At 37.2% G+C, this 19612-nt stretch carries 20 protein-coding genes and 1 pseudogene; 9 read left to right on the forward strand and 12 right to left on the reverse strand.

What is annotated here, in order from left to right; all coding sequences use genetic code 11:
• Window positions 1-45 precede the first annotated feature (45 nt).
• Window positions 46-1164: an AbrB family transcriptional regulator gene (locus tag ACO1DI_RS15365; protein ID WP_339994997.1), complete on the reverse strand. Its 1119-nt coding sequence runs from the start codon at window positions 1162-1164 to the stop codon at window positions 46-48.
• A 140-nt stretch (window positions 1165-1304) separates the two neighbouring features.
• Between ACO1DI_RS15365 and ACO1DI_RS15370 the strand changes: the two are divergent.
• A pseudogene (locus ACO1DI_RS15370) lies at window positions 1305-2178 on the forward strand (LysR family transcriptional regulator).
• Between the two features lie 346 nt (window positions 2179-2524).
• On the opposite strand, the gene ACO1DI_RS15375 reads toward ACO1DI_RS15370, so the two are convergent.
• From ACO1DI_RS15375 to ACO1DI_RS15415, 9 genes are all read right to left on the reverse strand, one after another.
• Window positions 2525-3493 carry a tripartite tricarboxylate transporter substrate binding protein gene (locus ACO1DI_RS15375; protein ID WP_423145452.1) on the reverse strand — a complete coding sequence of 323 codons (969 nt, stop codon included), beginning with the start codon at window positions 3491-3493 and terminating at the stop codon, window positions 2525-2527.
• Between the two features lie 24 nt (window positions 3494-3517).
• Window positions 3518-4189 carry a response regulator gene (locus ACO1DI_RS15380; RefSeq protein WP_014461441.1) on the reverse strand — a complete coding sequence of 224 codons (672 nt, stop codon included), beginning with the start codon at window positions 4187-4189 and terminating at the stop codon, window positions 3518-3520.
• A gap of 27 nt (window positions 4190-4216) precedes the next feature.
• On the reverse strand, window positions 4217-5806 hold the full coding sequence (locus ACO1DI_RS15385; protein ID WP_226556120.1) for an ATP-binding protein: 1590 nt from the start codon (window positions 5804-5806) through the stop codon (window positions 4217-4219).
• A gap of 153 nt (window positions 5807-5959) precedes the next feature.
• Window positions 5960-7264, reverse strand: a complete 1305-nt coding sequence (locus ACO1DI_RS15390; protein ID WP_028407583.1) for a CitMHS family transporter — start codon at window positions 7262-7264, stop codon at window positions 5960-5962.
• Window positions 7265-7591: 327 nt separating this feature from the next.
• Window positions 7592-8155 carry an ImmA/IrrE family metallo-endopeptidase gene (locus ACO1DI_RS15395; RefSeq protein ID WP_014461444.1) on the reverse strand — a complete coding sequence of 188 codons (564 nt, stop codon included), beginning with the start codon at window positions 8153-8155 and terminating at the stop codon, window positions 7592-7594.
• A gap of 228 nt (window positions 8156-8383) precedes the next feature.
• Window positions 8384-8890: a CBO0543 family protein gene (locus ACO1DI_RS15400; protein WP_014461445.1), complete on the reverse strand. Its 507-nt coding sequence runs from the start codon at window positions 8888-8890 to the stop codon at window positions 8384-8386.
• 144 nt (window positions 8891-9034) lie between these two features.
• Complete coding sequence (locus ACO1DI_RS15405) at window positions 9035-9667, reverse strand: fumarylacetoacetate hydrolase family protein (protein WP_115653119.1); 633 nt, start codon at window positions 9665-9667, stop codon at window positions 9035-9037.
• Between the two features lie 99 nt (window positions 9668-9766).
• A complete protein-coding gene (gene mmuM, locus ACO1DI_RS15410; protein ID WP_115653118.1) occupies window positions 9767-10702 on the reverse strand; it encodes a homocysteine S-methyltransferase in 936 nt (311 codons plus the stop codon).
• A gap of 134 nt (window positions 10703-10836) precedes the next feature.
• Window positions 10837-12198 (reverse strand): PLP-dependent aminotransferase family protein, encoded by a 1362-nt coding sequence (locus tag ACO1DI_RS15415; protein ID WP_226556122.1) that lies wholly within the window; start codon window positions 12196-12198, stop codon window positions 10837-10839.
• Window positions 12199-12345: 147 nt separating this feature from the next.
• Between ACO1DI_RS15415 and ACO1DI_RS15420 the strand changes: the two genes are divergently transcribed.
• Both ACO1DI_RS15420 and ACO1DI_RS15425 read left to right on the forward strand, forming a co-directional pair.
• Entirely contained in the window at window positions 12346-12816 is a 471-nt protein-coding gene (locus ACO1DI_RS15420) for a GNAT family N-acetyltransferase (RefSeq protein WP_014461449.1), read from the forward strand.
• A 229-nt stretch (window positions 12817-13045) separates the two neighbouring features.
• On the forward strand, window positions 13046-13246 hold the full coding sequence (locus ACO1DI_RS15425; RefSeq protein ID WP_074893948.1) for a YolD-like family protein: 201 nt from the start codon (window positions 13046-13048) through the stop codon (window positions 13244-13246).
• Between the two features lie 76 nt (window positions 13247-13322).
• Here ACO1DI_RS15425 and ACO1DI_RS15430 read toward each other — a convergent pair whose 3' ends face one another.
• Entirely contained in the window at window positions 13323-15251 is a 1929-nt protein-coding gene (locus ACO1DI_RS15430; protein WP_226700936.1) for an LTA synthase family protein, read from the reverse strand.
• Window positions 15252-15644: 393 nt separating this feature from the next.
• On the opposite strand from ACO1DI_RS15430, the gene ACO1DI_RS15435 reads away from it, so the two are divergent.
• The 6 genes from ACO1DI_RS15435 to ACO1DI_RS15460 all read left to right on the forward strand — a co-directional run bounded on the left by ACO1DI_RS15435 (window position 15645) and on the right by ACO1DI_RS15460 (window position 18784).
• On the forward strand, window positions 15645-15827 hold the full coding sequence (locus ACO1DI_RS15435) for a YolD-like family protein (protein WP_013081871.1): 183 nt from the start codon (window positions 15645-15647) through the stop codon (window positions 15825-15827).
• A gap of 149 nt (window positions 15828-15976) precedes the next feature.
• Window positions 15977-16195 carry a helix-turn-helix transcriptional regulator gene (locus ACO1DI_RS15440; protein WP_013081870.1) on the forward strand — a complete coding sequence of 73 codons (219 nt, stop codon included), beginning with the start codon at window positions 15977-15979 and terminating at the stop codon, window positions 16193-16195.
• The gene (locus ACO1DI_RS15445) at window positions 16185-16655 is read left to right on the forward strand and encodes an MFS transporter (protein ID WP_182421355.1); all 471 of its coding nucleotides are present in this window, start codon (window positions 16185-16187) and stop codon (window positions 16653-16655) included. The genes ACO1DI_RS15440 and ACO1DI_RS15445 overlap by 11 nt, the downstream gene beginning before the upstream one ends.
• Before the next feature lie 214 nt (window positions 16656-16869).
• Complete coding sequence (locus ACO1DI_RS15450) at window positions 16870-17295, forward strand: hypothetical protein (RefSeq protein WP_014461453.1); 426 nt, start codon at window positions 16870-16872, stop codon at window positions 17293-17295.
• A 12-nt stretch (window positions 17296-17307) separates the two neighbouring features.
• Complete coding sequence (locus ACO1DI_RS15455; protein WP_115653115.1) at window positions 17308-18231, forward strand: FAD:protein FMN transferase; 924 nt, start codon at window positions 17308-17310, stop codon at window positions 18229-18231.
• The gene (locus tag ACO1DI_RS15460) at window positions 18206-18784 is read left to right on the forward strand and encodes a ferric reductase-like transmembrane domain-containing protein (RefSeq protein WP_226556124.1); all 579 of its coding nucleotides are present in this window, start codon (window positions 18206-18208) and stop codon (window positions 18782-18784) included. Before ACO1DI_RS15455 ends, ACO1DI_RS15460 begins: the two co-directional genes overlap by 26 nt.
• A 32-nt stretch (window positions 18785-18816) precedes the next feature.
• Here ACO1DI_RS15460 and gdh read toward each other — a convergent pair whose 3' ends face one another.
• Window positions 18817-19602: a glucose 1-dehydrogenase gene (gdh, locus tag ACO1DI_RS15465; protein ID WP_014461456.1), complete on the reverse strand. Its 786-nt coding sequence runs from the start codon at window positions 19600-19602 to the stop codon at window positions 18817-18819.
• Between the last annotated feature and the right edge of the window lie 10 nt (window positions 19603-19612).

Here is a 19612-nt window from a genome sequence, read left to right on the forward strand (position 1 = left end):
TCTTTAAAACTCACCCTTACTTTGCCTAGTGCATTCACATATTTATTATGAAACGTGTGAATGTATTCTTTTTCTTTCTCCCCACTGATGAAACAATCGAAATAGCGGAGGAAGAAGAAGCCAAATGGTTAAAATTCGAAGCACTTGGACCGCTACTACTAACGTCGAATCAGCCTGCAGTACAATGGATGTAGTCGCCATTTCTGCAATGCCTCCAGGAGCAAACGCTAAAATAGACGTGATAAGCTCAATTCCAGTTATTTTGGAGACTACTAGTGCACATACGAACATAGCGGCGATTAAGCCGATTGTATTAATAAGCGCGACAACCATAATTTTTTTTACGCCAATAAACATTTCTTTATGAAAGCGAGAACCAATGCTTGAAGCAATAAAAATTTGCGATAAAATCATCACAGAATGAGGCCAGTATGCTTGAAGGTTATACCCCATGTACGATGAAGCAGCTGTTTGAACAATCGCAACAGTAAGCATTCCTCCTACTAACCAAGGAGCAGGAAATTTTAGTTTTTTTCCTATATAATAGCCTACTACTGCTGTAACGATTAAAACGCCTGTCCATAACAGTGATCCCCACCCAAAAACACTTGGAGTAACTGACACTGCATGCCGTCCTGTATTACTTCCCCAATAGACCACAAATAAAGGAACAGCAAGCACAACTAAAAACACGCGCATCGTTTGAATGATGCTTACAACTGCCGTATTGGCTCCTACCTCTTCAGCCATACCTGGCATTGCGCTCATTCCACCCGGAGTCGTACCGAAAAAGCTTGTTAATAAGTCTGTGGAACTGAACTTCCATAGCAAATAACCGGATAAAAGAGAAAATACAACGGACAGCAAAAGCATAATCGTAATGGTGGACCAGTGAGATTGAAACGTAGTTAACACAGACAAGTTAATCTTTTGACCTAATTCAATCCCTAAAATGCACTGTCCAGCGTACAGCCAATATTTTGGAATACCTTTTTTGCTTGTTTGAGATAAAAAACGCGGCTTTCGAAAAGCTAGAATAGCAGCTAAAATGAGAGTACCAAGCATCCAGCCAATGGATAAGCCTGTTAACGATAAAAGAAATCCTCCCACGCTTGTTAATAGAATAAAAAATATAGACTGTAAAAAAACAACTCTTGCGTTCATACCTACTTCCTTCCTTCTACAAGGCTTTTCTTTCTTACACCGAACATTCCTCTTCTTAACTATAGTATAATTTTAGAGATAATTAAAATATCGAAATTTTATTATAAACCATTCATTTTTTTTATTCCTGGAGGGGTAGTATGGACGATCGAGATTGGCTTATTCTACAAGTGTTGTATTCGAGAAAAAAACATTACAAAAGCAGCCAAGGAGCTATTTATATCTCAGCCTGCGCTTACGCATAGACTGCAGCAGATGGAGAAGGAATTTCATGTTCAGATCGTGAACAGAGGGCGCCGCGGAGTTCAATTTACACCGCAGGGAGAATATTTAGTGAAGTGCGCAGAAGAAATGCTGCTTACGGTTCAAAAAATAAAAGAAAATGTGTTAAACATGGATGATCAATTAACCGGTACTTTACGTCTAGGAGTGTCTAACTTTTTTACTGACTACAAACTCCCTGGACTATTACGCTTATTTAAAGAGCGATTTCCTGACGTTGAATTCAAAGTCACGACCGGATGGAGCAGCGACATGGCCCACTTACTTTATAAGCACGATGTTCATATTGCGTTTGTAAAAGGGGATTATAACTGGCAAGATCAGAAAGAGCTGCTTTTTAAAGAAACAATTTGCATTGCGTCTGCACAGCCTGTCGACATAAACAATCTTCCCAATCTACCTCGAATTGATTATCATCAAGATCGTTTTTTAAAAACATCCGTTGATAACTGGTGGGCTGAAAATTACTCTCAGCCTCCCCTTGTCAGCATTGAAGTAGATAAAGCAGAAACATGCAAAAAGATGGTTGTAAACGGACTCGGTTATGCGATTTTGCCGAGTATGCTGCTTGATGACGCAGCAGAGATTTACAGATACACGTTAAAAACAAAAGACCAGCAGCCTTTAACGCGCAGCACATGGATGTTTTACCATGAAGATTCCTTAAAAATTAACATCGTAAAAGCTTTTATTGAGTTCATTCAAAACTTGGATTTAAAAGATGTACACTGATAGAAAGGGATTGAAACATAACGAAATGAATCCAATTCTAAAGACGAACAAATGAGATATATGAGCTGAACTGCTTTTGACACCGCAGTTGATTTCCGTGCAAGACTTCGCTTTCCGCGGGCGGCCGTTGAGCCTCCTCGTCGCTTACGCTCCTGTGGGGTCTCACCTGTTCCGCTTTTCCCGCAGGAGTCTTCGTCTTGCTCTCCAATCTACTGCTAGAAGGAACGAAACAGATGAAACTACACTTACCACAACAAAAAAACGAACCAAGAATTAAAAACTTTAATCAATGGTTCGTTTTTCACTCCATCTAAAATCCTTTTGTCCCAACCTCTTTCTATTGTATTTATTCATCATTTGTTCCGCCCATTAAGTCAGAATACAGCTTGCTTTGCTGTTCAAGAAAGACTTTAGCACCGCTGCTATTTTTATAAAAAGAGGTTAAATCGTTATCTTTAAGCAGCTGTTCCCATTCTTTTGTATGAACCATGTCATACACGGCCTTATTCCAATATGCTACCTGCTCTTTTGTCATATTAGCCGGCCCCATTAGACCTCTCCAATGGCTAAATGTTACGTCAATTCCCGCTTCTTTCCACGTTGGAATCTCTTTTAACTCTTCTAGCCTGCTGGGAGAAGAAACGGCGAGTATTCTTACCTGCCCTTGTTCATACTGCTTTTTTACTTCTGATAATGACATCGGTGCTACATCTAGCTGATGATGAACGAGTGCATCAATCACTTTATGACTGCTGTTGTAAACGAAAAACTCAAGTTTGGAAGAATCTACACCTGCTTTTTTATTCAGCTGCATAAACGATAAATGATCATCGTTTCCTAAGCGGGGCGATATCCCCACTTTAATATTGGACTCACTTTGGTCTAAAGTGCGTATGAGCTGTTTTAAATTATATATAGGAGAGTTAGCAGGGACTACGATGACCTCCCATTCAGATGTTAAAATAGCGAGCGGAGTAAAGTCTTTATAGGTTAATTGACTTTGCCCTAGCAAATTATTTGTAATCAGCAAACTAGAATTTCCGGAAACAATATTTCCCTCTTTTCTCTGTTTGATATATTTCCACCCTTCTTCACCTTGCCCACCTATTTTATTGCTCACAGAAACGGGGACCTTCACAATCTTCTTTTCCGTTAGCACTTGTTGAATAGCTCTCACTGTTGCATCTGCCCCTCCGCCTTTTGCACCGGCTGCCACAATTTCAATTTTCTCCATATCAATACGATCCTTTTTAGAAGGAGAAGAGCAGCTAACAAGACATATACTTATAAACACTATCATGAGCTTTTTGATCATATATACCATCCTTCAAGGGGAATGCTACGCTAAATAGTACTTGCGCTCCGGCCGTCCAATAATCCCATAATCATATTCAACGTGACACTCACCAGTTGATACTAGATACTCTAAATATCGTCTAGCGGTCGTGCGAGATACTCCCATGTGCTGCCCCATCTCTTCAATCGTAATTCCTTTGATGCTTTTTAAAATGTCTTTTGACTTTTGTAATGTGATACCATCAATACCTGAAGGAAGAGATTTATCCGCTTTTGGCTTTGTTCTGACATGTCCAAAGTACGCATCAATAAATGATTGATCAACTTCTTCATGCGTACTAAATAGTTCCTTTTTCTCTTGATATTGTTTAATAGCATTGATGAAGGATTCCATCATAACCGGCTTAATCAAATAATTAACGACGCCGTTTCTCAAACAGATTTCTACAATGTTTTTTTCTGTTGCAGCCGTTACCACGATAACGTCAACTTGTGGAAACTGCGCTCTAATTTTCGGCAGTAAATCCGTCCCCATTTCATCTGGCATATAAATGTCTAAAAGGAGCAAATCAACTTTCTTCTCCTTTAGCATTTCAAGCGTCTCTTTTGCATTCAACGCTTTGCCTACAACTTCTATACCATCTACTTCTAATAAAAATCGCTCTTGAACTTGAGCAATTCGAAAATCGTCTTCTGCAATTGCGACTCGTAACATTTCGACTCTCCCCTTACTTCTCATGATTCAGTTTTTTGGAAGGTAAACTGAAAAAATGGCTCCTCCTTCCGGCTGATTATACACTTCAATAGATCCTCCAAGTTCATCTATCATTTTCTTTATATTTGCCAGTCCGTATCCTCTGTCTGTACCTTTGGTTGAAAACCCTTTTGTGAAAATTTGATTTAGTACTTCTTCTGATATACCGGGTCCGTTATCCATCACTTCAATAATTAAATCATGACCAATATCGGTAATAAAAAACGACACTTCTTTTTTAGACTGCTGACTCACGGCTTCAAATGCATTATCAATTAAGTTCCCAATAATGATAATGAGATGCGAAATTTCAATATGTTCTGGGAGCGTATCGAGTGTACTCTCCGGATCAACCGAAAAATGAATTTTCTTTTCAGATGCTTTTCCAATCTTCCCAAGCAATATTGCTTGGACTTTGGAATCTAATATCTGATCAAATAGAATACGATTTTGCGTTTGGTGTACAGCTGATTCTTTTTGAATAAACTCCAATGCATCTTTGTACTGCCCTAACTGCAGCAAACCCGACAAAACATACAGCTTATTCGTAAACTCATGCGTTTGAGCTCGTAAATCCTCTGAATATTTTCGTACTTCTGAAATCGTATTGATTAAGCTTTTTAATTCTGTCTTATCACGAAAACTAGCGACCACTCCTACAATTCGCTGATGTTCAATAATGGGTGTTAAGTTTAAGATAAACGTTTTTTCATTCAAAAAAATCTCTTGATCGCTTCGGGCTATTCCTGTATCTAGCACTTCAATCATATTCGTATAAGGAAATACTTCAATAATATGATGCTGTAAGTATTCCGTCTGTAACCCCAGCATATTTTTAGCTGATGTATTCATCATCGTAATAAAGCCTTGATGATCAATAGCAATAATTCCTTCTTTTATCGAAAGTAAAATTGCATTTCGTTCACGGTATAAAGAAGCGATTTCATGGGGTTCAAGACCGAGAGTATCTTTTTTAATACTTTTAGCTAAAAAAACACCCCCGATCATACCAAGCAATAAAACAGCTAGTGAAAATAGGATAATTTGCTGAATACGCGTAATGAGCTGAGCATGAACATGAGACTTTAAAAACTCAACCGTCACCACTCCCACGACTTCCGTATACTTTCCGTGACTGATGACAATAGGCGCTTTCCCCATAATAGCAGGACCTGTAGTTCCCTCTCCGTCAAGCGTATAATATCCGCCAAACAGCAGTGCTCTATCGTTAACCGCTTCTTTATTTTTCTTTCCTATCCATTTTTGATTAGAATGAGAATAAATGATTTGCTCACGGTTTTGAACCACAATACTTGCTGCTCCGATTTGTTCCCTGACCTGCTCTGCGAGAGGCTGAATATAGCGACTCGGCTGTTTTTTTTGAAAAGCAGCTTTGACTTCCGGCATAAACGATATTGATTTGGCTGCTTGAAGAGCCAGCTGCTCGGCTTGCCTTTTAGATTCTACAAACTGCATGTAAGAGAAAATACTCGCTAAAAGAACAATAACAGTGATGATTAATGCTGCGGATAAACCTACGATTTTTGTTTGCAGCGATACTTGAAACCATTTTTTCATTTCATCGCACCTTTAGCCTTTACCTTATAGTTCTATTCCTCTTTTATTTTATCAAAATTTTTTGTATATCCGCTTCTTATTCTAAAAGCTTTTTAGACAAAAAAACTTATCAATTCCAAAAGCGGAATTGATAAGTTTTTAAGTTCGTGATCTTTACAGCGTAATAACTCCTGTAATAATAGCTACTAAAAGCATCACCATCGCTGTTCCAATCGTCCACTTTAAAGTAAAGCGCTGAAATTCACCAAGCTCGACTTTTGCCATACCGACCAATAGATACGTAGAAGCAACTAAAGGACTTAGTAAGTGAACAGGTTGACCAATCAATGAAGCACGGCCAATTTCTGCAGCATCAATACCGTATGCTGAAGCTGCTTGAGCAATAATTGGTAAAATCCCATAGTAGTAAGCATCATTTGACATAAAGAACGTAAATGGCATACTTGTGATGGCTGTAATCACAGACATGTAAGGCCCTAACGCATCTGGAATTAATCCTACTAAACTATTACCCATTGCATCTACCATTTTTGTACCTGATAAAATGCCTGTGAATACGCCTGCTGCGAATACAAGAGACACAACAGCAAGTACATTACCAGCATGTGCTGTGATACGCTCTTTTTGAACTTCTAGATTTGGATAGTTAATCATGATAGCGATTGCAAATCCAATCATAAATAGAATTTGAAGCGGCATAACTGCTGTGATGAGTCCTACTAATAATAAAGCTGTTAAAGCAAAGTTTACCCATAAAAGCTTCGGACGCTTGTACTCGATTCCTTCAGCGGCTGCTGCTTCTGCAAAAGCTACTTGAGCATTTGTAACATCTTGAATATCAATAACACCTAGGCGCTGGCGCTCTTTTTTCCCAAAGTAGTAAGCCGTGAATAATAACCAAACGGCTCCACCAATCATGGCTGGAATCAGTGGTGTAAACACCTGTGAAGCATCTAACTTCAATGCACTCATCACACGAGCAGTTGGTCCTCCCCAAGGTGTTAAGTTCATAACCCCACTACCCATAATCGCGATACAAGCTAAAATCATCGGCTTCATATTTAGCTTTTTATAAAGCGGAAGCATCGCTGAGAGCGTGATCATATATGTTGTTGTTCCGTCTCCGTCTAATGAAATAATAAGAACTAAAATAGCTGTACCAATTGTGATCTTTAGTGGATCACCTTTTACAATTTTCAAAATTCTTCCTACAACTGGATCAAACAAACCAGCATCAATCATAATTCCAAAATATAAAATAGCAAACATTAACATAACGCCTGTAGGCGCTAATTCTTTTACACCATTTAAAGCCATTTCTCCAATATCACTTGTGAATCCCCCTATGATTGCAAACAATACTGGAATAACCATTAAAGCAATAAGCGGCGTTAATCGTTTTGTCATAATCAGAAACATAAATGTACAAACCATCAAAAACCCAAGAATAGCTAACATTATTACCCCTCCTATTTTTGAATCCGCTTTCATAATAGTGGAAGCGATTCGTTTGTATGTATGACTCGCATATGTATGCCAGTTTGTCTATACGATTACAACATCGCTTGTTCACTATTAAGTTGTACCTTAAAACTTTAAAATTTTCTGTTTTTTCTTAAAATAATCATAATTTACAGGAGGGTATAGTGTAAATAATTCGTACTATAAAAACTTTTAAAACTTTATGAGTAATTAAATCCTTTTTGTTCATTGAAAGGATAAAAGAGAGAAAGAGGAAAAAGACAGGAAAGTAAAAAACGGAGAGAAAGGAACTATTCTCATGAATTATTCAATTTGAACTCTAAGAGAATACGCTCCAGGGTGAGGAGTTTTATTCCATTGAGTAAGAGATTCCTCTAAAAATGGAATGTTTTTCAACTTCTTTGTTTGGAACTTTTCTATTTTTGAATATTTCTCTAAAGCATACGTATTAGCAAACATTTCTTGCGTTCTATTTCCTTCTTTTAAAAGCGTTCCATTTGTCATACGATCCACATGATGGCCTAATTCATGCAAAATGATAAAAGCAAATTGATGAGGCTTTTTATTTTTTGTTGTATCGATAAAGATAATCGGGCATTCCGTTACTGTATATTTAATATAGTCAATTTCAAACTGAAGTTTGCGCTTCTCTTTTGGAAGGTTATCATTAAATTGGCCATAGTACACGCCTAGCACATCTTTTCCTTGCACCTTTACACTGCCTAAGCAATACACACCTTTTAGCCCATCCCAGTCCTTTTCGTCTGTTACATTAGCAATTTCCTGCAGGGCGGCTTTTTGCTTCGCACTCATGACTCCATGAAACGTTACGCCATGAATTTGGATTTTTTCACTACGCTTAAACATCTTCTTGCCTCCTTTACTAAATTCCTTCTACAACATATTATTTATTAATAAGTATATTCATTCACAATACATGGTTAAAAACATGAAGTTAATGTCAAGATTCCCGTTTTGATGTTTTTTAACCCTGCTTATATGCTGCTTCATTTATTTTCTATTTTTACTATATTACATATGTAGCCATTAATAAAATATCATTTTTTTATGATTTATCATTACTTTTTTTTATTTCTATTTTTGCTTATCGATAACCTGGAGCCTGCGTATCATTTTTAAATTTAAAACCATTGCTATATAAAGAAACGGATAGCAAAAAAACGAGTATAGAATCTTCCATCCATTATAATAAAACACTTCCGTTTGGGTAGAAATGTACTCAAACAATGTCGTAAGAATTACCCACACTGTAATATATAAAGCTTTTCTAAACAGACTCTTGCCTTGTGGATAAAAATTCAAAAATACACTATTTGTCGCAGGATAAATAAAAATAAAAATTAAAAGATATTCAAAATCTACTCCTTTTGTAAAAAATCCATAAAGATCATATTTAACATCAAGATATATATCTGCTACCGATCCTAAAAACATGACAAACAAAGACGTTGTGTATATTTCTATCCAGCTGATGCGCTTTGGCATAACTAGTACACTCAGAATAGAAATCACCGTTGTAAGGATTAAGAGCACCATAATGAGGACCTCGTTTCCTATAGGAGATAAAAACAGCTTTCCCATTGGTTATTAAATTCATTCCTAAGCCTACATTCACCATCGCAATAAAAAATCCGAACAGGTTGGATTCTCTATCAAGAACCTCGATTCACCGTTCGGATTTTCCTTCAATTAAAACTACAAACTACTTTTTCTCAGCCTCTTTTTTTAACGAAAGGAAATGATGCAAGAACCAAGCTCTTGCTCTCCCCATTTAAGTGAAAGATGATCCTGATGTGAAAGCGGACCTACTCCTTCAGGTGTACCTGTAAAAATAAGATCTCCTTTATCAAGACCAAAATGTTTTCCTGTAAAATCAATAATCGTTTGTAAATCAAAAATCAAATCTTTGATATTTCCCAGCTGCACGCGTTTATTGTTTTTCACTAACGAAAAGTCTTTCTCCTTAGATGCTTCTACTCCTTCAAACGGCAGAAATTTTCCCACGACCGCTGAATGTTTAAATCCTTTTGCAAGCAGCCAAGGGTGCTTTTTTTGTTTTAATTCGCTCTGTACATCTCGAAGCGTCAAGTCTAATCCAATCGTCATCTCGTCAACAAGTTCATCCACTGCTATGCCTTCTTTGTAAGATTGTCCAATATGAAGAATCAGTTCGGTTTCAAAGTGCACCTCTCCTTGGTCGCTAGGAAGAGTGATTGATTGTCCAGCTGCTTCAACGAGAGCGTGAGTAGGTTTGGAAAATAAAAAAGGTGATGTTGGAATATCATTATGTAATTCTTTTGCATGCAGTGCGTAGTTTCGGCCTACACAATAAATATTTTTAATATCTTTCACTTTCATCATCCCTTCTTTCGTTAAAATAAACCCTTTTCAACTTTTCTTCTTTTATTTTACAAGAAGAAAAGAAGATTACAATGAATCTTCTTTTCTTTCAATCCGTTATTTTCTAGCCCATTTTGTAATGCCTTTAATATCATCTGGAGTTGTGCGACAGCACCCTCCAATTAACTGAGCTCCTGCTTCATACCAGCTGTGAGCGCTGCACCCGTAGGTTTCACCCGCAGATGTTCCGTTCCATGTTTTAGATTCAGCGTCATAATGCTCCCCTGAATTTGGATACACAATGACTGGCTTATCCGTTTGAGATTTAATTTCTTTAATAAGTGAAGAAATATATTGAGGCGGTGTACAGTTAACTCCAAGAGCCGCTATTTGCTCATAAGAATTCAGATAGCGGGCACACTCCGAGATTAATGTTCCGCTGCTAATGTGCAGGTCATCTTTTGCGCTGAACGTAATCCATGCGTACGCTCCTTCAAATTCTTCTAGCAGCCTCGCAATGGCTCTTGCTTCTATTACATTAGGAATGGTTTCACAAGCTAATACGTCCGCTCCAGCTTCAATTAATGCTTTCATACGAGGACGATGAAATTCCATTAACTCTTCTTCTGTTACGTCATACTGTCCAGTATATTCCGATCCGTTTGCTAAAAATGCTCCGTAAGGACCTACCGAAGCAGCAACAATTGGTTTTGGACGATTAAGACGATTCTCTTCTTGCTGCCAAAATTCATCTCTTGCTTCAGCCGCAATTTTTACAGATGCTTGAATTAGCTCGCGAGCCTCTGCTTCACTCAAGCCACGTTTAGCAAAACCTTCAAATGTGCTTTGATAACTTGCTGTAATTGCACAGTCAGCTCCGGCTGCAAAGTAGTCTTGGTGCACTCTCTTAATCAGTTCGGGCTGCTCCATCAACACTTTTGCAGACCATAAGCTGTCATTTAAATCACAGCCATATCTTTCAAGTTCAGTTGCCATTGCACCATCTAGTACAATCACAGGGAATGTATGTAAAATTTGTTGGATAGGATTCATTGTTTAATCTAGGGTTGTCCACTAGCAGTTAGCTTCGATTACCCTATCCTCCTTTCAGATAATTTAAAATATATGCAAAAAAGTCTAAAGGACTAGGCAACTTTTGTCAAGAAACCGAAAAAATGAGCATGGATTTATGACCAAGCTTTTTTTAACCGACGTATTCCTTCTTCTATTTCTTCTTTCCCCAAACTTCCGAAGCCTAACAAAATATGAGGCTTTTGTTTAGGTACTTCCGTAAGCCAATAACGAGAGGTACCGTAGACGGAGACATCTTGCTTTCGAGCTGCGTTAATTAATTGCTGTTCTTTCATATCGTTGCGCACGCGTACAAGTATATGTAAACCTGCAAATTCACCTGATATCGTAATGTTTTCATTAAACTCTTTCTGTAAAGCTGCTAAAAGAGTACCGTGTTTCAGTTGATAAGCAGTTCTCACTCTTCTTAAATGCTTATTCCACTCTCCATTTTTCATTATCAGCCCGAGCGTCTGTTGATGGAGAGTTGGAACAGCTTGCTCGTATAAAGAGAAACGTTCATGATATTCTTTTAGAAGAACTTCAGGTAATACAAGATAGCTGATTCTTAAAGAAGGCATAAAAGATTTTGAAAATGTACCTGTATAAATGACGCGCCCCTTAGTGTCTAAGCTTTGCAATGAAGGGATGGGAGAGCCTTTATAACGAAATTCTCCATCATAATCATCTTCAATAACAAATCCATTGCAGTCATTCGCCCATTTAAGAAGCTCTATTCTTCTTGAAACAGGCATGATCATTCCATATGGAAACTGATGAGATGGTGTAACATAAACAGCTCGTGCTTGGCTATCATAAAGCTCTTGAATGTTTATGCCTTTGTTATTAAGCGACACGGGCTTTAAGGAAAATCCATGCTGCTTAAATACAAAGCTAGCCCCGTCATAACAAGGATTTTCAAAGGCAATATCTCTGATGCTTTGCTTTAACATCTGCGCTAATAAACTGAGTGATTGCTGCGTACCTGCTCCAATAATAATTTGATGTTTTGAACAAGCCACTCCTCTTGACTGATAAAGGTACGTCGCAATTTCTTCACGCAGTGATTCTTCTCCTTGACTTTCTTGGTACGTGAACAAAGCTTCTCTATAAGTTTGAAGACTTTCATTGTATCGTTTTTTCCACTCATTCAAGGGAAACAAACGGCTATCAACTTTTCCATACCGAAAATCATAGGTACACGACTTTGTTTCTGAGTGAGGGTGTAAAAATACAGTCGGCTTTCTATCTGTTTGCAGTAAATCAAACTGTGTATTCGTTACGTACAGTCCACTTTTGGGCCTGCTTTCTACATACCCTTCAGCTAAAAGCTGCTGATAGGCCATATCTACAGTATTTCGACTTACGTTTAAGTAATCAGCAAGAGACCGGATAGAAGGCAGTTTGTCATTCACTTCTACCCTGCTGGATACAATTTCTTTTTTTATATATTCATATAGCTGGTGATATAAAGGCATATCATTCCTTCGGTTTAATAAAGGTGTGAACTTCACGCTAGCTCCTTTCATCTGTCCCTGTTTTATTTTTCAAATCTGGCTCTTTTAGAGGGGATACATTTCTTTTACTATAAGTGTAGATCATCTAATTAAAAAGGAGAAGATTTAATGACTACTATTACAATTCGTCAAGCTAATGCTGCTGACATGGAAGCACTTATTTCATTAATGAACGAATACATTGTTGGTTTTTACAAGCGCCCTCAGCCTGCCAAAAAACAGCTGAGAAATTTAATTGATCACTTGTTTCAACGTCCCGATACTGGCGTTCAGTTTATCGCGACTCAAAATGACGAGGCAGTAGGTTTTTCAACGCTTTATTTTACATTTAGCACCACGCGTGTAAAGCCTGTAGCGATTTTAAATGACTTGTACGTTACTGAAAAAGCAAGAGGTCAAAAAATTGGGGAAAAGTTATTTTCGATTAGTCACCAGTATACAAAAGAACATCAGTATGCAGCTATGTCTTGGGAAACGGCTTATGATAATACAAGAGCCCAAATGCTTTACAGAAAGATGGGCGGAAATGTAACGAACGATGAGTGGATTCACTACGACATTTCAAACGATATTTTATAATATTTTTCCATCCATAAAGTTTTAACATGTTCTTAATACTCCTTTCATAAATGTGTTTTATGATGAATACGACAAATAAATCAGTTTCTGTATGTATTTGTCACATTCTCTGTTAAAGTTTTCACAAAGTGTTCAAACTTTTAGTGAAAACGCTTTCTATTTTTGTGTATAATAAAAATATGCAAATGAAAATGAATGTTACAGCTCGTTAATCATACACATTTTAAATATGGAAGGAGTTTTGAAAATGATTTTAAAAGCATTAAGAAAAAACGGGGCCGTTACAATTAACTATTATAAAAACGGTTTGCTTCAAACATTTAAAGGAAAAGTACAGCGCTTAGATTTAACAGACCAAACGCTTTCATTAAAAGATGAACAGCAAAATACTTTCTCTATTCGCTTATCGGGAATTAAAGAAATTTATTGATGAATAGTTTACAGTAAAAAAGAACATGATGCTCATTCTGCTTTGCAGAAGTCATCATGTTCTTTTGATTTTAGCTTTATTTAGCTGATGTTTCTGTTTCTTCTTTCCCGTACATATATTTCGAAGGGTCGACTGTTTGGAAATCCTTCAGCTTGTGGAAACGAAGTAAGTCTCCATAAAGCACTTGATCAGATAACTCTAGTTCTTTCGCTACCTTCTGTTTATAAGCCTTCATTTGATTATTTTCTTTAAGCGTTTGGCCCGTCTTAGAATCATAATACGTTCCATCCACTAATGTATACTTCGGAGATACGTAGTTGCCATTACGGAATGCCACTACATCATCATGATTTTTAGAAAATAAATCTGTACCAAATTGGATAAATTCTTTGCTGTCAATCCCTACTAAATGAAGAAGAGTTGGCACAACGTCAATTTCTCCACCGTACGTATGATTAACTCCACCTTTTACTCCAGGAACGTGAATGAATAGAGGTACACGCTGCAGCTGAGCATTTTCATAAGGCGTAATTTCTTTGCCCATTACTTTTTCCATTGCCGCATTATGATTTTCAGAAATACCGTAGTGATCTCCATAAATCATAATCACAGAATTATCATAAAGCCCAGAGGCTTTCAGTTCTTGGAAGAAAGATTGCAATGATTCGTCTAAATAACGAGCCGTTTGGAAATAACGGTCAACTGTTGCATCCCCCGTGTTAGCCGGCTGTATGCTTGCCTCATTGTTTCCAAGTAAAAATGGAAAATGGTTTGTTAACGTAATTAAATGCGCATAGAACGGCTGTGGTAAAGACTGCAGCATTGGAACAGATTCTTTAAAGAACGGTTTGTCTTTTAAGCCATAATTAATTTTATTTTCACCCGTCATATTGTAATAACTTGCATCAAAAAACTTATCTACACCGAACTGCTTGTAAATTTCGTTACGGTTCCAAAACGTCTTATAGTCTCCGTGCAGCACAGCGCTCGTATAGCCAGCTTTTTGATCTAAAATAGCTGGTGCTGCCTGATACGTATTGCTTCCTTTCAGCACAAAGGCAGAACCTTGAGGAAGGCCGTATAGAGAGTTGTCCATCATTAGTTCAGCATCTGATGTTTTTCCTTGTCCTGTTTGATGAAAGAAGTTATCAAAATACGTAAAGTCATTTCCATGGGCCAACGAATTTAAGAACGGTGTCACTTCCTGGCCATTTAATTTGTAATCAATTAAAAAAGATTGAAATGATTCCAAATGGATTTTAATAATATTTTTCCCTTTAGCTTTTCCAAAATAAACGGGGTTAGGTTCCGCATAGTGACTATTTTTAAAATTAACGACGTTCGTTAAATCATTGCTGCTTGCAAATGCTCGCTGTTTAGAGTTTTGAGCAGTCTGAACACCATCATACATCGTATAATTATAGGCGCCTAAATACTTTACTAAATAATTGCGGTCAAAAGTTCGAGATAGAAGCTGCGGGCGATCAATTTCTGCTAATGTTAAGTTGACAGAAAAAACCATGAATCCTAAAGAAAGAATGGTTACAGCATTTTTAACCGATACTTTTTCATTATTCCAGTCAATTTTTTTACTAAAAAAGAAGAAAAAATAAATAATAAAATCAGTAAAATAAAAAACATCATGTGCTTTTAATAAATCCATAATGCTTCCGCCCATACTTCCTGCATTACTTGTCTGCAACAGTGTGGGAAGCGTTACAAAATCGTTAAAAAAACGATAATAGAGAATGTTACTGTACAACAGCAGCGTCATAATGAAACTGCCTGCAAGAATCCAAGCTCCTGCTTTCTTTCCTTTAAAAAATAAGCCGATTCCTAAAAAAATCAGCACTGAACTTACAGGGTTTATGAACAGCAGCATTTGCTGCATTACGCCGCTTACGCCTAAGTTAAATTCAGTTTTATAAGCCACGTACGACTTTATCCACATTAAAACAGCGGCTAATATGAAATAGTGCAGCGGCTTAGAAACGATTCGCTTCATTTTGATTTTCCTTTCTCGATTAGTTTATGAGTAGATTCACAAAGAACATATAGAAAACCTTTATCATTATACTCATAGAAAATGAAAATTAAATGAAATCCTAGCCTTCACAACTATAGATAGATTCTTTAAATTCATCTACTAGTTTACCTAATACCCACAAATAAATAAACTAAAATCACCTTTTTTATCATAAAACCCCTCCTCCCCTCATATACTGTATTCTGTTGCAACACCCGTACTGCAAACTTGTGCATTTTTTCACAATTTATCTACAAACTATTCTCATCTTGCTGTATAATAATAATTCTGCCTTGAGCATTCTCCAAATTCGTATGCTTAAGCCACAGCTTTCTTTTCATAACAGATGCACACATGAAAGGAGATGAATAAATGATTTTAAAAGCGTTAAAGAAAAACAAACATGTAACCGTGAATTATTACGAAAATGGCCTGCTTCAAACCTTCAAAGGAAAAATCCAAAATTTAAACCTAACCGACCAAACCCTCTCCCTACGAGATGAAAAACAAAACATTTTTTCCATTCGTTTGTCTGGCATTAAAGAAATTTATTAACAAAAAAGATCCTGAAGAATTCTTCTAGGATCTTTTTTTGTATTTTTTATCCATTACTTATTGAAAAATCATCCAATTGATGTTAAATTAACTTTACATAATGTTAAATCAACTTAACAAATTTATTAAAAAGGCAGCGGGTGATCATATTGACTCTTATTAATCACGTAAAAGAGCTTAGAGCTAAACATGGATATACGCAAGGAGATTTAGCTGAAAAAGTTGGAGCCACTCGCCAAACCATTGCAGCTATTGAAAAGGGAAATTACGTTCCCTCCCTACTACTTGGTTTAACAATTTGTGATGTCTTTCAATTAAAAATGGAAGATGTTTTTACACTTCAAAAGGAGGAGAAAAATGTTGAGTAATGTTATTAAATCTTATTTGTTGAATGTAGTGTCTCTGTTGTGCGTAGGTTGGTTTTTATACGATTTTTTAAGCCTAAATATTCAATTTAGTGAAGTTATGACCACCCCTGAACCCCCGTGGGAAATTACTATGTCTATAGGCTCTTTTGCTTCTTTAATTGTGCTTTTAATCGTCTCATTTTTTTACTACCGCGCGCGTAAAAAGACGAAGAACGTGTCGCCTTTATTGTTCCCTTTTGAATTTGCAGAAGAAGATGAACGTGAAAAGATGATAACAGCAGAAGCTTGTAAAAAAGCCTTTGTTTTTCTCCTATTTTCTATTCCTATAGGTGCTATCTTAATCGCTTTTTATCCGCTGTTACCAAATTCTTTTAGCTTCTATCCCATTGCCGTTCTTTTGCTTCTTTCTCTTGTACAGTTAACGGTTTATTACGTATCAATTAGTAAAATTTATCGCTGAATAAAAAAGGTTTGTTCTAAAAAGAACAAACCTTTTTTATTCTAATAGTTCACTTCATTCCTCATAAAAATAATCCACCCTACATCTATTTCACTATTTTTTCATTTTTTCTGTCTATATTGAACTATAACAATTGAACGATGTATGTTACCTTCCACTGCAATTTTTCTTCAGTGTTCAGTTGCAAAATATGAAAGATAAAAGGAGCATATCAATGGCAGCTAATAAATGGACAAAATGGATGGTTGGTTTATCGAGCGTTGCTGCATTTACAACATTTGTAGGGCTTTCTCAAAAATATGATCAAACAAATTCAACAGCTACAGCAATAAATAACGATACATCAGCCAATCATTCATCTCAAACTCAAACGGAAGATGAGACGGACCTATTTCCAGATTCAGGATCAAACTCCAATACAGAAAACGGAACCAACGGGCAAGATCAATGGTCAAATGATAACTCTAATGAACAGGGCGATCAATGGTCGGATGATAATTCAAACAGTCAAGAGGACCGATGGGGGAATGACGACGATTCGAGTAGCCAGCAAGATCAGTGGTCAAACAATGATTCCACAAATGGTCAGGATAATTGGGGCAATAATGATGATTCTTCTATGCAAACAAGACCTTCTTAAGGATGTGAAGACATGAGCTACTCATTTAAAGCGATGAATACCACATTTAATGTATATCAGCTTGAAACGCCTGTCAGCAAAAAAGTAGAGAGCTGGTGTTATCTTGTAGAAGAAACGCTAAGCCGCTTTCTTTCAACAAGCGAGCTTTCACAGCTTAATTCGCTGAACGGAAGATTATTTTTACCGTCAAAAATGCTGTATGAAGCTGTAAAAGCAGCCTATTACTATTACAATGAGACAAATGGAATTTTCAATCCATTTCTGTATCATCCGATTCAAACTCTAGGATATGACCAAAGCTTTGAGCAGTTGCCTACCGATCAGCTTCCTCAAAAAGTAGCAGCTTTTGATGCTGTCAACCCTATTATGATTCATAAAGGAATGAGAAGTATTCAGCTTGCTTCTAATGTCGGTCTTGATTTAGGGGGAATCGCAAAAGGTTGGAGCATTCAGCAAATGGCCAATCAATTAAAGAAAAAAGGAACTTCACTAGGAGCAATCGATGGAGGCGGAGATATTGTAACGTGGGGGCCTGCTAGCAAGCACTGGTCCATTTCTCTCTCTCATCCATTTGATGCATCAAAAAACCTCACGACCATTAAAGTAAAGAGCAACAGCGGTATTGCCACAAGCAGTGTAGGCAAGCGTTCGTGGAAAGTGAACGGACACACTCACCATCATATTATTGACGGCAGAAATAGCAAGCCTAGTTCATCAGAGCTTCTGCAAGTAACGGTCGTTTCTGAAGACTTGACCGTTTCTGAAGTCTATGCAAAGTGCATACTTATTCTCGGCTGGGACGCTGGATTAAAGTTAGCTAAAAGGCATCACCCTTCTTTAGAAGTAATTGCGGTTACGAAAGAAGGCAACGTACTAATCGAAAAACATGTGAAAGGTCAGGTATACCATTATGGCTACTCTCCTCGCGCAATTTAGTGCTCATTTTCCCGTATGGAACACCATTCGGGCAGCCGGCTTAACTTCTTATTTACTAATGTTTGTATCAGTTGCCGCTGGCATTTCTCACAGTTTTTCGTTTTTTAAACCAAAACGAAAAAAGCAGCTTTTGCTGGTTCATCAATCATCAGGGTGGTTCGGGTTATTGTTTGGCATGATTCACGGACTTGTTTTATCATTTGATCAATCTGTTCATTTTTCACTTTCTGACATTTTAATTCCGTTCACTTCCGATTACAAACCAATTAGCACAGGTCTTGGTACTATTTCGCTCTACATTTTATTTGTACTAATTATTACATCCGACTTTATAAAACAGCTTGGGAGAAAAACATGGAAAGCCATTCATTTTCTTGCTTTTCCAGGCTATTTACTGGCACTGTATCACGGCATTACTTCTGGAACAGATACACAGCACCCCCTTGTTCTTGGGATGTACAGCATCACTGGCGTTATCGTTTTAATCTTGCTTTTCTTACGAATTCAACACCAGTCAGCTCCTAAGAACCAAAAAAAAGCTCAGGAAAACTAAAAAACGCACTCTATCATAGAGTGCGTTTTTTCTTATCCGCGTCCTGCTTGGAATGATGGGTACTGTGTCATACCGCCGTCAGCAAAGAGCGTAATTCCTGTTACATAACTCGCCTCTGAAGAAGCTAGCCATGCAGCAACCGCTGCAATTTCTTCCGGCTCTCCGATGTATCCCATTGGAATCATGCTTTCTACATCTGCACGCTGCTCAGGATCAGCAAATTTCTCAGCGTTAATCGGTGTATTAATCGCTCCCGGTCCAATGTTATTTACACGAATACCTTTTGGAGCGTATTCTAATGCCAGTGTTTCAGTCATGAGCTTCATACCGCCTTTACTTGCTGCATAATGAACAAATAATGGCCAAGGAATTTTCTCGTGAACACTCGACATGTTAATAACTGTTCCCTTAATATCATTTTCAACAAAATATTTAATCGCTTCACGGCTGCCTAAGAAAGCTCCCGTTAAGTTCGTATCAATTACTTTATTCCAATCGCTTAAAGACATTTCATGAGATGAAACCGGATTTTCTAGTCCTGCGTTGTTAATCATAACGTCTAACTTTCCAAATTCTTTAATTGCAGATTGAACTAAATTGATTACGTCAGACTCAACTGTTACGTCACCTTTAACGGCAATAGCTTCTCCGCCAACTTTTTTAATTTCTTCTAAAACGCTGTTAGCTTCGTCTTCTTTAGAACGATAATTCACAACTACTTTGGCTTTTTCTGTTGCAAAACGAATCGCCATTGCTTTTCCTAAACCGGTAGATGAACCTGTGATGACAACTACTTTTCCTTCTAAATCTTTATACATTGTTAATACC

Source organism: Priestia sp. 40 (assembly GCF_049368575.1).
In the GTDB taxonomy this organism is placed as follows: Bacteria; Bacillota; Bacilli; order Bacillales; family Bacillaceae_H; genus Priestia; species Priestia zanthoxyli.